12 protein-coding genes and 1 pseudogene are annotated in these 13542 nt (G+C 47.0%); 7 read left to right on the top strand and 6 right to left on the bottom strand.

The features are described from left to right. Nucleotides 1–8 precede the first annotated feature (8 nt). Entirely contained in the window at nucleotides 9–713 is a 705-nt protein-coding gene (locus QWJ20_RS14930; RefSeq protein WP_433992875.1) for a DUF4145 domain-containing protein, read from the top strand. A 287-nt stretch (nucleotides 714–1000) separates the two neighbouring features. Here QWJ20_RS14930 and QWJ20_RS14925 read toward each other — a convergent pair whose 3' ends face one another. Both QWJ20_RS14925 and QWJ20_RS14920 read right to left on the bottom strand, forming a co-directional pair. Beyond that, nucleotides 1001–1741 carry a DUF559 domain-containing protein gene (locus tag QWJ20_RS14925; RefSeq protein WP_433992874.1) on the bottom strand — a complete coding sequence of 247 codons (741 nt, stop codon included), beginning with the start codon at nucleotides 1739–1741 and terminating at the stop codon, nucleotides 1001–1003. Between the two features lie 462 nt (nucleotides 1742–2203). Next, nucleotides 2204–3070 (bottom strand): arylamine N-acetyltransferase family protein, encoded by an 867-nt coding sequence (locus QWJ20_RS14920; protein WP_433992873.1) that lies wholly within the window; start codon nucleotides 3068–3070, stop codon nucleotides 2204–2206. Nucleotides 3071–3678: 608 nt separating this feature from the next. On the opposite strand from QWJ20_RS14920, the gene QWJ20_RS14915 reads away from it, so the two are divergent. The 4 genes and pseudogenes from QWJ20_RS14915 (at nucleotide 3679) to QWJ20_RS14900 (ending at nucleotide 6901) form a co-directional block, all read left to right on the top strand. Beyond that, nucleotides 3679–4248 carry a TetR/AcrR family transcriptional regulator gene (locus QWJ20_RS14915; protein WP_039484125.1) on the top strand — a complete coding sequence of 190 codons (570 nt, stop codon included), beginning with the start codon at nucleotides 3679–3681 and terminating at the stop codon, nucleotides 4246–4248. A 60-nt stretch (nucleotides 4249–4308) separates the two neighbouring features. Further along, nucleotides 4309–4785, top strand: coding sequence for a DUF1348 family protein (locus QWJ20_RS14910; protein WP_095700008.1), 477 nt, complete (start codon nucleotides 4309–4311; stop codon nucleotides 4783–4785). 111 nt (nucleotides 4786–4896) lie between these two features. Next, nucleotides 4897–5217: pseudogene (locus tag QWJ20_RS14905) on the top strand (helix-turn-helix domain-containing protein); the annotation flags it as partial. Nucleotides 5218–5773: 556 nt separating this feature from the next. Further along, a complete protein-coding gene (locus QWJ20_RS14900) occupies nucleotides 5774–6901 on the top strand; it encodes a hypothetical protein (RefSeq protein ID WP_174877932.1) in 1128 nt (375 codons plus the stop codon). Nucleotides 6902–7389: 488 nt separating this feature from the next. Here QWJ20_RS14900 and QWJ20_RS14895 read toward each other — a convergent pair whose 3' ends face one another. Further along, nucleotides 7390–8226, bottom strand: a complete 837-nt coding sequence (locus QWJ20_RS14895) for a MipA/OmpV family protein (RefSeq protein WP_433992872.1) — start codon at nucleotides 8224–8226, stop codon at nucleotides 7390–7392. 204 nt (nucleotides 8227–8430) lie between these two features. On the opposite strand from QWJ20_RS14895, the gene QWJ20_RS14890 reads away from it, so the two are divergent. Both QWJ20_RS14890 and QWJ20_RS14885 read left to right on the top strand, forming a co-directional pair. Beyond that, nucleotides 8431–9108 carry a response regulator gene (locus tag QWJ20_RS14890; protein ID WP_014915965.1) on the top strand — a complete coding sequence of 226 codons (678 nt, stop codon included), beginning with the start codon at nucleotides 8431–8433 and terminating at the stop codon, nucleotides 9106–9108. Continuing rightward, nucleotides 9108–10496 (top strand): sensor histidine kinase, encoded by a 1389-nt coding sequence (locus QWJ20_RS14885; RefSeq protein ID WP_433992871.1) that lies wholly within the window; start codon nucleotides 9108–9110, stop codon nucleotides 10494–10496. The genes QWJ20_RS14890 and QWJ20_RS14885 overlap by 1 nt, the downstream gene beginning before the upstream one ends. A 66-nt stretch (nucleotides 10497–10562) precedes the next feature. On the opposite strand, the gene QWJ20_RS14880 is transcribed toward QWJ20_RS14885, so the two are convergent. The 3 genes from QWJ20_RS14880 to QWJ20_RS14870 all read right to left on the bottom strand — a co-directional run bounded on the left by QWJ20_RS14880 (nucleotide 10563) and on the right by QWJ20_RS14870 (nucleotide 13418). Next, nucleotides 10563–11453 carry an SMP-30/gluconolactonase/LRE family protein gene (locus QWJ20_RS14880; protein WP_433992870.1) on the bottom strand — a complete coding sequence of 297 codons (891 nt, stop codon included), beginning with the start codon at nucleotides 11451–11453 and terminating at the stop codon, nucleotides 10563–10565. Between the two features lie 82 nt (nucleotides 11454–11535). Then, a complete protein-coding gene (locus QWJ20_RS14875) occupies nucleotides 11536–12009 on the bottom strand; it encodes a DMT family transporter (protein WP_433992869.1) in 474 nt (157 codons plus the stop codon). 20 nt (nucleotides 12010–12029) lie between these two features. Beyond that, entirely contained in the window at nucleotides 12030–13418 is a 1389-nt protein-coding gene (locus QWJ20_RS14870) for an amidohydrolase family protein (protein WP_433992868.1), read from the bottom strand. Between the last annotated feature and the right edge of the window lie 124 nt (nucleotides 13419–13542).

Genomic DNA, 13542 nt, shown 5'->3' with positions numbered 1-13542 from the left:
TAATTACCATGGAAAAAAATAAAGCTCCTTGTCCATACTGTAAAGGTGAAAAAAATTGCCACACAATAGGCTATAAAAAAAGAGAATGGAGTGAATATGATGGAGACAACTATTTTTGGGCTGAAAGTGAATACAAACTATTAGAATGTATGGGATGCGACGGAATATTTACATATATAAAATCCCGTCACAGTGAAGATTACGACTTAGAAAGAGATGAGTCAGGCTATGATTGCATGGTACATAACTATCATATATCAACATATCCTACGCAAGAGCAAGAAGAAATTAGGCCCACTTGGTTTGGTGAGATATTAAGCAAAGATTATCAGCTGTATGTAATAATGAACGAAATGTACATCGCATTCAAAAATAAATCACTCATCTTAGCGGCGATTGGGCTTAGAACTATTTTTGACAGAACAGTTGAAATTCTAAATATTCACCCCGGGCATACATTAGGCCAGAAGGTTGATATTCTCAAAGAGGAAGGTTTTATTGGGGAAACAGAAAGGAGCCAACTTAAAATTGTAACCGAAGCTGGCAACTCAGCTGCACATAGGGCATGGGCACCGAACGAAGCTGAATTCAAATCGCTTTTGATAATTATAGAAAATTTTGTAATGCGAACAATACTAAAAGATGATGGTATATTTAAAATTGCAGAAAAATTACCTGAGAAACATCCAAGGCCTCCCAAAAAGCAAGAATAATGTACGTGAGCGTAAATAGAGCTAAGGGATTAGGTCTTGGCTCTGGCTACCTCTAGCAGTACATGATTTTTGAAATACCCCAACTGAACATTTAAACGAGCAACTATCCCTTGTCTGCTTTTTAGCTGAAGGCGGGCCTGTAGTTCCACGTGCCAGACCGCTCCGTGCTAGGAGCGGACGTTGCTCGTGTTCTAGCTAATTTCTGGGTATTGCCATTAATTCGGGCTGATGCCGAATTGCTATAAGTGATAATTTCTGATTGAGGGGTACTCACTTATAGTCGCTAATCAACTATTATGAAACGTTCTTAAAAATTCGAATAGTCTCGTGCGAAAGTGCTCTTTAATATTTCCAATATGTGCCATCAATTGTTCATGTGATTTCTCGGTTTGCTGGATTTTGGTTAGATCATGAGTATTCACGCTCTGAATACGAAAAACCGTAGCCCCTTGACTTTGAACATAAGAATCTCTTAGTTTATCATCACGAACTTTATCTGAATTAAGATGCATCGGGCCATCAAATTCAACGATTACTTTTGCTACAGAGTATTCAATCAATTCTTTAATAATCACCAACTCCAAGGATAAGTCTAATTCATACGATCCTCTTGCATTCAAACCTAGAGATATCTTTGGCACTTTTAATTCTGGACTAATTCTAAAGCAATGAGAGATGTTTGTAAAAGATTCCAAATCGTTTGAAAATATACCGTGAGCAGCCAAGGTCTCCAATGTGAAAACTGGATAGACATCATTAGATAATGTTAACGAGTTAATTTTGAACGATGGATATTCAGTCAGTGTAGAAATTAATTCTACTGTTCCTTTTAATGCAGGAATGCTGACCCTGGGGTTTTTTGAAAGGCACAGCATTAGCAAACTTGTTGTATATCCTAATTTTTTTGATAGTTCATTATAAGGTAATGGAGTGAGCGTAAAGCTACCAACTCCCAAAGAATAGGCTATCTGCTCAACGGTTTCGCGGGAAACTGGAGACGCTAATGCATCGATGGTTAAATTAAACATTCTCATTATCCTAGTAGTAATGCTGTCCTTTGATACTAGCGGAAAGAGAAAGTTTATGGCAGGCTTGGATTATAACAAAACATTATAAAAAACTATGACATGAATGAAAATGCCATTCATTTATCAGCCTCCGTCAGCAGGAAAAAATCCACTCTTCGCTCACAGCGGCCTGTCACTCGATTCATAACGCCTTCAAATAATTCGTCACGGGCCACAGTCTTTCATACTGGTAGTCCACCTCAGATCCGAAGCGAGATACCACACCGACAGATTGCTCAGCGCTTATGATAGGTCTAGCAAATGTCGACAACGACGTTCAAGAATGCCGCCCCGGCCACCTGTGGCCGACCACATCGTTGCTCACAGGTGGCACGCACCAACGTCTTAGCACTTTAGCTTTCCGCCGGATGCAATACCGATTCAGGGTGTTAAAGTATCAGGTTCAACGAACAGATTACGGCTTTACCCCTTATCACGGGACTGAAGCCATTCCTCATGGATCTTCTGTACTCTGGACCACAATGTTTTGAGTGATTCATCGGAAACATTGTCAAAAGTCAGGCCAAACTCTTCCCTCAGCACGTCTAGCCATTCCGGTAGAGACGCGGAAGTCTGCGTGGTTACGACGTCGCCGTCAGTTTTGGTAAGAACACAACCTCGCATTACCGTTTTACCGTTAGGCTGTCGAAGTTGCGCAGTGACAACTTTGGCATAACCAGACTCTGGCGAAAACACATTAAAGTGATGGCGGTCTGATAAATTCCCCATATCAGTAGGCTCATCAGCCATACTTACGCCTGCAATCCAGCAAGATGGATCGGCAGTGAGATGCCAGTCACCCACGCCATCCTCGCCAACGGCCTCCATTCCAAACTTCATTAATCCCTGGTGGACGGTTGCATTTATAAGAGGCATTTGTTCATGCAGCGCGTCGCCGAGGCCGATATCAACCCACCATCGGCCATTGGGATTGCTTTCACACGGCATCCCCTCAGCGATAATGGCGACATGATTTTCCAGCTTAATCCGTTCAGGGCCTTCAACACCATGGACGTTTGCAGGGTTGAGACTCACACGATAACCAAGCTGGGTGAGTAATGTGTATAAGCCGCCATTCAACTGAAAACAGTAACCGCCTCGCCGCGTGGTCGCTGCTCTTCTGAAACTTTCAAGTGGATCAATTCCCCATCCTTCTTTGAGGTGAATCCAGAAGGTTTCGTAAGGTATCCGTTCAACATGAGCTCGATGAATTCGGGTCAGTGCCTGTAGGGAGGGTGTCTCGGCATCAAGGCCAAGGCGATTCAGGTAAGCTGCTACTAATTGATTCATTCTAGATAAATTTCCTGTTCAGACCAAAAGTGCTTGCGAGTCAGCTGGCTCGGATAAACCGTCAGCTCCAGGGGAAGCTGTGCCAGCGCCTGCCATGCTTGCAGGAGTTATTGTGCAAAGCCTTCTGGACTTGTGCTTGGGCGAGATGTTGTGACTCTTCATTCAATTTCGCGTCACTATCAGCTGGTATAACAATCACAACGTAAACCCTTTCACATTTGGTAATGAATTTGAAAAGATCCTGCGTGGGTTTTCAAAAGGATATTAACGCCATAAACAATGGTAATTTATTGTATTTACGTTATTTACATAACAATAAGTCCGTTATTTATTGAAAGTGGTTATATTCTAACTTCCTGTTATGGCCTGGTGTAGAGCTTAAAATGGAAGTGGTATTTTCATATTTGAGAGGGACTGACATCACTTTTATGTAATAGATATTTTCTCGTTCCAGTGATAGCTCTGCCAGACGCGGACGTTCTCATGTCACGATCTATCTATTTAGAGGGGCAGAGCGCTCTCCCGCACGGACTTCGCTTCTTCACTTTTTGAAAAATGTTTTCAGGCTGACGCTTGACTAGGTAGAACGATCGTTCTACCATTAATTCATGAACAAAAAGCCGAACGATACCCGAGAAAAAATCCTGGCGACCGCCGAGCAACTTATCTATCAGAACGGCATTCATGCCACAGGCATGGACCTTCTGGTCAAGACCTCTGGCGTAGCAAGGAAAAGTATTTATCGCTATTTCGCGACCAAGGATGACGTGGCTGCCGCCGCGTTGAATGCACGTGATGAACGCTGGATGCACTGGTTCAGAACTGAATGTGATAAAGGCACTACTCCTCAGGAGCGCATCCTGAATATGTTCACTGTACTCAAAGGCTGGTTTGAGTCAGATGGCTTTCGTGGTTGTGCCTTTATTAACACGGCTGGAGAAGTGGGTGACCCTGCCGATCCCGTTCGCCAGATCGCAAAGCTTCATAAACAAAAATTGCTGGATTACACGCTGGAACTCACCGGGCAATTAAACATCGAGCAACCGTCAGCCTTGGCCAAACAGTTGCTGATTCTGATGGAGGGCGCTATCACCATGTCACACGTGATGGGCGATGACAGCGCGGCCGATAGCGCAAGAGAAGTGGCGCAACTGCTGTTGAAGCAGGCCTCTCACTAGGGCCTGAGTTTCAAAAAAACTCGTTCTACTGATATATCCAAATTTTCTGGAGGCTCTACCATGTCCGATAAACAGACTCGCCCGCCACTTCCTCCTTTCACTCGCGAAACGGCGATTGAGAAGGTGCGACTCGCTGAAGATGGCTGGAACAGCCGAGATGCCGAAAAAGTATCGCTGGCCTACACGCTGGACACCAAATGGCGTAATCGCGCTGAGTTTGCAACCAATCGCGAAGAAGCCAAAGGTTTCCTCACGCGGAAGTGGAAAAAAGAACTTGAGTATCGTCTGATTAAAGAGCTATGGGCGTTTACTGACAACCGCATCGCTGTGCGATACGCCTATGAATGGCATGATGACTCGGGTAACTGGTTCCGTTCTTATGGCAATGAAAACTGGGAATTTGAAGCAGATGGCCTGATGCACCGCCGCTTCGCCTGTATAAACGACATGCCGATTAAAGAGAGTGAACGCAAGTTCCACTGGCCGCTGGGTCGCCGTCCGGATGATCATCCAGGTCTGTCGGAGCTGGGTCTTTAACTTTCTCAATGTTGTTCCGATAAGCCCCCGACGACTGTCTCAGCCGGGGGCTTTTTCTCAGCCTAAAAGTGACGGCATATATTTATCGCACTAATGATGTCATTCGTGCCTGCGGAACTCCCTGTGCCGCGTGATGAGCGTTTATTTCGTGCGGCAAGAGAACTGATGCTCAGCCATCGGTGGGAAGCGACCTTAATTGACATGGCTGACATTGCGAATATGTCGGAACGTACTTTTTCCCGCCATTTTTTACGTGACACAGGTTTCAGCTTCAGAATGTGGAAACAGAGAGCCAGAATATATACCTCATTAGATCTTCTATCTAATGGTGTATCCGTTAAACAGATCGCCTACCAACTCGGCTTTTCCTGTCCTGCCACGTTTTCTGCTGCATTTCGTTCAGTGATGGGTACAACCCCAAGCGAGTTCTAATCTGGCTTTGACGATTTCTACTTAATAAATTTACTCATTGGGGATACAGATGTCTACCCTCACTCATAGGAGACCAGCTCTCTTTTTGGCATGGCTGCTCTGTGCCAACAGCGGACGTTTCTAAGTTGCCTCTGCATCAATTTTTAGAGGATAGGTTAATCATGCAGCATAACCCATGCGCTCACAAAATTTAACTGTTATTTATATTTATTTTACTGCTATCGTTAAATGCTGGATTATTATCTACACTGTATATAACCTGCTTGAATACGGAAACTGATAACTATCATAAAGACATTAACTCGAGATTATGACACGAAGCAGGCATTATGGCAGGCAACCTATGCTCATACTCACCATCTTCGTTAAACTTTCCTTATTAGCGGATAATTGTATTAAACCAAGGGTGAGATGCTCATTTAATTTTTGTGCCAAAAAAGATAATGATAACCTGATAGGCTTTTCATCATTGAAAGTGAGCCAACGAGTCCGTAAAATTCTGGTTTGACAACTGCCTTTTCAGCTACCTTAGATATATTCATTAAATGGATGTTCTATGAAAAAAAACATTACAGTAACTATTAATTCAAATTCATTTCCTAAGGGTCAAGGTCAATACTATATCCCTCTGACCAATGTTAACAAAATCGATGTCAACTGCATGCTAATCCATACCGCATTGTGGACTCGCCCTCCTAAGCTTACTGGTTTTAATTTGTCTGACTTCTGGGCCTGGCTAAGATACTTCCCCGCCTTTTCAAAGACATCTCCTGACTTACGACTTCGTAAAGAATGGAAAGACATAGATCCTCACCAAAAAACCATTTTAAGTGATGAGATAGGCGTTGGCTCAACTACGTTTACATTAATCGATACTCTAGGTTTTCAGGGGTTCATTGATGCAATTTATGTATTGGAAACATTGAACCTTACTCATCTTCTTTTAAAAAAATCTAAAAATGGTCAAGGTAAAACTCCTGACTACATTGGCTTAGATAATTTTGGAAGAATCATCGCTCTTGAATGTAAAGGTACACAAAATAAAATAAAAGATTTACATAAAGCCATAACGAAGGGAATAGGCCAAAAGGTAAACTTAACAAAAAACCCCGTTAGCCAAATTAAAATAGGGCTCGTGGGTGGGATTTTCATTCCGCAGTTTGACAATCCCCAAAATGCACTTATACACTTCTGTGATCCTGACTGGAGTGAATTTGACAAAATCATTTCAGAGGTTGATACTCAGGACCTTACTAAGGCTATAATTCGGGGATCGGTAATCAAACAATTATATCTCGCTGGTGCAAACAATTCTGCGAATGAGTTATCAAATTATGTGAAAGGGGAAGGCTTCGAATTTTCCCCACAGTCCATTGCCGAATTAAAATACTTTGAGCGAGAAAAAGTAGTATTCAGCCACAGATTCAGACACCCAACTGAAGGCGGAGTTTCTCATATAAAATTCAGCACTAGAATAGATAAGTCGTTATTTGATGTGGTAGAAAACATCACCTCAAACAATACCAAAGCATCTGTATTGATTAATCAATACAGTGTCACCGAAGCGAATTTTAACCAGCGACATGATGAGCATTCATGGGGCGCCTATGAGAGTGAAAATAGTGGAAGGATCATTTCTCCACAAGGGTTTAAATTTAAATTAAATTATAAAATAAATAATTAGCTTCAGCACTCCCCTCCATCTATAAAGCACCATTTAAATATCTTAAAGAACTGTATGGTGGAGGGTTATTTTCTGATTTTTAGAAAAACCATTCATTACATTGGAGCAATTAACTTCTGATTGATTTTCCCATGTAAGATAAGCCTTCAACTATTACGTAGAATAATTTTTAAATTCCGCTTCTCGCTCATTGGAGACCTGATCTCTTTTTGGCATGACTGCTAAGTGCCAAAAGCGGATGGGGCGGTTTGACGGGAGACTAACACTTCCGACAGAAAGCGTGACTTCAGGTCATCAGATGAATCTATTCAGAAAACCTTATTTTTATGGGGCCCCTGAGATGAGGCAGATGCTCTGATTTACAGGGCATAAGCAGGACGAGTGGGTGAGCCGAGTACCGCCCCATCATCTGAACTGGGGCGGTTCGAATGTGTATTGATTGACGGTGTATAGCCACAAGCTGCCTGGAAGCACACAGCTAACAACAATCAGAAGCTATATGTCACCTTCAGGCTTCCGGTAGGCGATGCTTTTCGTTGAACAATTGGGCTATTGCGCGCATCACCAGTCAACTGTGTAAAGCCTGCTGCGGCAATCATGCTCCAGTTTTGGTTGAACTTGTGCGTCCAGTCAGCGTTCAGTGAATAGGCATAAATCCCAGATCCGACATCATGTTGGGCAAATCCCGATGCGGCCGACTGTGATGCATTTACCCCGTAGTAAGTCTGCATGTACTCGCTCGTCCCCCAACTGCTGGTCAGCGCCAGCGTGACGGAATTTTTCGATGACGTATAGAGCGGGCTGATAATGCCAAAATGCAGGGCTTCACCATTGCTTCGTTGAGAAACCGGCACCTCAGCCTGCACTTGTAAATTAAGCCAGTCCGTCACCTTATACCCCAGACCAAGCACACCGACAGCCGATCCTTTGACGTCACCCATACCTCGCAAGTGGTCGCTACCGTAGCTGATCGAGTCGCTGTCCACGTCACGATCCTTACGGCCGGCGCGATAGCTCAGCGCAGCGCTGTAATCCAACTTGCCGATGCTGTTACCGTAACCGATACCACGCGTGGTGCTGACGAAGAAACCATTTACCATAGAGTAATCAATCACCAGGGCAGTCGTGACGCGGCTTTCATCCGAACCAGAATAACGTGGCGCAACATCCACGCCTCCCCCAAGAGTCAACTCGTTGCCCTGTTTCTGTTCTGCTGCCAGTATTGGGGTGGACAGTAACGCCAGGACAGCGCCTGACAATAGTTTTCTCAGGGCACGGCCCGAGAGCGAATGGAGGAACTTATGATGCAGGTTGATGTTTCTCATTAAAGAAGTCCTTGTGGATTCAACTGATTACGATACAAGCGGTTTTAAACACCAGAACGCTCAGTTTGAATGCTCACCCTGAAGTTCTCATGAGCCAAAAATGAAGAAATACTGAAGTCAGTACCGAGCTGCAAATCTGATAGATTTCCTGATACCGGTTTTTTCTTCAGACGTTCTTCATTCACTGTTGATAAAGTAACTATTGTGAACATTCTCCTAATTGAAGACGACCTCGATCTCGGCAATGGCGTACGCATTGCCCTTGAGGATCAAGGATTAGATGTTATATGGGTGCGCCGTAAAGTGGATGCGCTGCATCAACTCGATCTCTGCGTGCCAGAACTTGTATTGCTCGACCTCGGCCTGCCCGACGGTGATGGCATGAGCCTGATGGCGAGCCTGCGTCAGCAGTTCAAGGGAATCCCCGTGATCATCCTGACTGCCCGAGGCACTCTGCAAGATCGTCTGGCTGGGCTGGATGCCGGTGCAGACGACTATCTCGTCAAACCTTTTGTTCTCGCTGAGTTGTTGGCCAGGGTTAGAGCACTTGCGCGGCGCAGTTACGGTTTTCAGAATGAGGTGATAGAAATTCGAGGATTATCCCTCCATGTGCCGACGCGACGCGTGACGGTGGGTGCACGTAATGTTGATTTGACTGCAAGTGAATACGCGCTGCTTGAAACGTTAATGTTGCGTACTGACCGCGTGCTTACACGACGATTTCTGGAAGAAAAGATATTCGGTGCAAAAGAAAACATGAGCAATCCTCTCGATGTGCATATGGGTAATTTGCGTCGCAAAATCGGCGAGGGCTATGTGCGAACGGTGAGGGGCGTAGGGTATGTCATTGATACCGTACCGATTCAGAAGGGGGCTGGTTGATGCGCAATTTTTGGCGCCACCTAAAAATCCCAACGCTCGTACGGAGAATTATGATCGCCCAAATGCTATTGCTTACGCTGCTTTGGTGTCTTTTTCTGACCTACATTTTATGGGAGAACTTGCGTAGCCCCTCTATGCTATTGGGCAACAAGACTTACGAAACCATTCTTACATTGGTTGATCGTATGGGGGATCGTCCGCAGGATCTAACTGATGTGCTGGAAACGTTCAGCAAGGCGTTGCAGGAAGGTTATGGCGGGGGGGAAGATCCAGAACTGTCAATCAGCCTAATCGTTCGGAAGAGTAAAGAGATAATTTATTCATCTGATGGCGCTCCGGCAGGGGTGACAAACACCCAATATGGGAAAATTCAGAGCATTCAGAGCGACGGTCGCACCTGGACTAGCCGTACGCTAAAGTCCGGGAACTCCGATGCGGAGGTCACGCTGGTCACTCCTGCCGGAGGCTGGAATTTCTTTATATACCTGAACTCGCGTGGATACTACATATTGCCGCTGCTGGTATGCATTCCTTTTCTCTTGTTTCCCGCGTGGCTGTCAATCCGCATTGCAATGCGACCCTGGAACAAGGTGGTAAATGAAATTGCCTTACGCACTCCAGAAGATCTCTCTCCCTTAAAAGAAGTACCAAAGCACAGGGAGCTTCGCCAAATGGTGGACGCGATTAATATATTTCTTGCCAGAGTGCGAGAAAGTGCTGAAAGGGAACGGGTTTTCATTGCAGATGCCGCTCATGAGCTGCGTACCCCCCTGGCTGCGATGCGAATCAATGTTGAGGCTTTGCAGTCCTATATAAGCAGCGATAATCAACAGGCGTTGCTTGCAGGGATTATTCGCAGCAATAGCCGTGCTGCTCGTCTCGTCAATCAACTGCTGCTGTTGATGCACAGCGAAGCGCGCATTGACACGGTTATGGAGCCTGTGCCGCTGACGACGCTCATACAAGAGCGAATGGCAGCGTTGGCACCGCTAGCGGCTGGGCGCAGGATTGAGCTTGAATTCTACTCCCATGATGAAATCTGGATTACCGCTGTTAGGGAACGCCTGATGTCGCTGATTGACAATGTCATTGAAAATGCCGTGAAGTACAGTCCTGAGGGCGGACGGGTTGAGGTAGATGTACGATCATTAGATAAATCCACGCAGTTACGTGTCTCAGATGCAGGGCCCGGTATTCCAGTTGAATTGAGGGAGCGTGTGTTCGATAGATTTTTTCGCGATCCCAATCAGATGCAAAGCGGGAGTGGGTTGGGACTGGCAATAGTCAAAGCGGTTGCGCAGCAACACAACAGCAACGTATACCTAAGTACGTCTGCAGAAGGCGGGCTCACGGTAACGGTTGACTTTCCACACCACAATTCCGTCTGAAAGAAAACACAATGTTGTCCTTTTCCTTATTACTTGAGAAATCAGTCGCGCATTGCGGATCCAGCATCAGTGCCTCATCCGCTTCCGCCTGCAACGCCTGGATGAGATTAAGCCAAAGCGGCTTTCTGGCAATCCGGCAAAAAATGGTGACCGGATACTGAAAAGTGCACCGTCATAGGTGGTTGGCTCAGTAAGCCCAACACGTGCACTGGTGCAAAAAAGCGTGTTCAGTGACGAACCGCCGAGCACCGGGCAGGTAGTCTGGATGGCAGGAGCAGACAGAATACTGTGCGTTTCACCCTCTGGGCTGTAACGAACAACCCGACTGCCACCCCATTCGGCGTTCCACAGATAACCCTGTGCATCAATGCAGGAACCATCAGGCGCTCCGCCGCCTTCGACTTCCGTAAAGATTCGCTGATTGTCGAGCGTAGGATAATCACAGCAAAAGATTCGTCCCTGCATGGAATCGCTGTAATACATCGTGCCCCCATCCGGGCTGAAACAGATGCTGTTAGGAATGGCAACAGCGGGCAGGTCGAGTGTTTCCGTTTCCAGACTGACAGAATTTAGCCTGTGAAATTTACCGATGGGCTCCACCGGATAGCCGTCGTGCATCGTGCTAAATACGAAGTCGCCAGCACGATCGCAGCGGCCGTCATTAATACGCGTACCGGGTGCACCGGGTGAGGCGGCAACCAGGGTAAACGTATTGCTCTGCAAATCGTAATAACCCAGGCAGGATTCAAACCCCATCAGCAGAATGTGTTCTTCATTGGTCAGCGCAAATGAGCCGAGGCGTTCCGGTAAGGGCCAACGGCTGATTTCTTCACTGCCTTCCAGGATGGCGAGTAATTCACTCCCCTCAATATCTGTCCAGTACAGGCGACGTGTCCTTTCGCACCAGAGGGGACACTCTCCCAGTTCATTGCTGGTATAAGCTGCAATAGTAAGCATTGTTTATTACCTTAGAGAGGCAGGGATTCCCTGCCGTAAAGTGGATGAGTTTCTGACGCCACGGGCGTATGAGTTTTCTCTGTCAGTTCAGAAAACGTTGTGACAGGCGATCGCCAAAGAGCATGACGGCAAGCCCAGCCAGCATGACCAGCATTCCGCCCAGTCTGAGCAACGAAACCGGCCTTCGTATGGCACCCAGCAGACCAAAATGGTCAATCATCTGTGATGAAAGTAACTGTCCGACAATCGCCAACCCGAGCAGGGCTGAAAATCCGATTTTGGGTGCGAGTACGACATAGCTGAACAGAGCGCAGGCCCCGATCAGACCTCCCGCCAGACTCCACAACGGTTGTGACGGAATGGCCGCAAGCGAAGTCAATGATCCCTCGCGCAGCAGTGAATAAATCCCAAGGCTGAACGCTCCGGCAGCGAAGGAAAACAACGCGGCGGTGACAGGATCGCCCCCGAGCCCTCGTGCCAGTTGGCTGTTCAGGGTGGTTTGTAGGGTGATCCCGAGACCTGCTGCAAAAGCGATGGCGTAATAAATCATGCTCATGCGTTTACCTGTCAGTGTGCTTACTTCAGAGGTAGGAAGGTTTCCGCAAAAATGTCAGGCTCATATCCGGCGGCGGCAAACAGATGCTCACGCGATTCATCAATGGCTGCACGAAGACGCGTGCTGTCCACGCCCAGGACTTTGCCGTTCTGCTTGACGATGCGTCCGCCGATCATGACGGTATCGATGTTGCTGCGCTCCGTCGCATGTACCACCGTGCCAAAGGCATTCCCGGACGGGTAGAGGTTGATGTCACTGGCGTTAATCAGGATCAGATCGGCCTGTTTGCCCGGCGTCAGGCTGCCAACTTTGTTCTGCAACCCTGCACAGGCCGCACCGTCGACGGTCGCTGCTTTAAGGAGTTGTGCTGCTGGAAGAGTTTTCAGCGAATGTGCGGGATCGCAGCAGTGCTGCTGGTGTATGCCCATCACCCGCTGCAGGTAAAATGCCACGCGCATTTCCATAAACATGTCGGTACTGTAAGACGTTTCGTTATCAACGCTGAGTCCCGGGCTGATGCCGTGGCGATGCGCAGCCTCAATGGCATACATACCGTCTTCGATGCCATAGTGCGCATCGGAGCGGGGACAGACGTTCACGCGAACACCCGCTTCCCGCAGGATGTTCCATCCCTCGTCAGGCAATGACGTGCAGTGATTGAAGATATTGTCCGGCCCAAGAAGCCCCTGCTGATGCAGTGATTCAAGTTCAGAGGCCATTTCAGCGCCAAAGAATTCAGTGACGATTGGCAGTCCCAGCCTGCGGGCCTCGGCCCACAACTCTGGCTCCAACTGTGCCATGACGCCAAGAGTAACAAGCCCCTCGGGGTTATTTTTGAAATACTTCTCCTGCAGGCGTTGCCAGTTGCCCGGCCAGTGCGCTCTGTCCCATTCGCCCGAGACCGGTGCACCGGAGGCGTGGATGGCGCGAATACCCGAATCAAGCAGGGCCTCTACGGCGGCGTCCGAATGCGCAGCGGTGCGGCTATTGTGCGAATTATCAATCACTGTGGTGATACCTGCGTCAATAGCCCCCAGAGCGGTAAGCAGGTTACCAACATAGATATCGGCAGGGCGGTAGTATTTGGCGAAAGAGAAGTGCGTGGCGTTGCTGTAATCGTCTAGGCAGGTGGCATTTGGGTTGATGCGGCGCAACTGACCTTCCCATGAATGACGATGCGAATCCACCATCCCCGGCATGACAATCATGTTCGTGGCATCTATTACGTGCGCATCCTGTACGTTCAGGTTCTGACCTACGGCGGTAATGGTTGAACCACTGATAAGAATGTCGCCGCGTTCAATGTTACCCACGCTGTCATCCATGCTCAGGATTGTTGCGCCCCGAATCAACGTTACAGGCGGGTTTACAACCTGGTTATTAACAATGTTTCTGATGTAATCGGTCATTTATACAGCCTCTTTCCTGAAAATCAGGAAAACGATACGTCACCCAATTAACCTTAAAAAGGTGCTCAAACCGTTTTCATAATTCATAATCTGCGAATAATAAGATTCACTGACTGCCGGGAAG

It is taken from the genome of Pectobacterium sp. S5, from assembly GCF_051707265.1.
Taxonomy (GTDB): Bacteria; Pseudomonadota; Gammaproteobacteria; order Enterobacterales; family Enterobacteriaceae; genus Pectobacterium; species Pectobacterium polare.
Note: the sequence above shows the minus strand (reverse complement) of the source record. Positions and strands in the feature narration are given on the sequence as shown.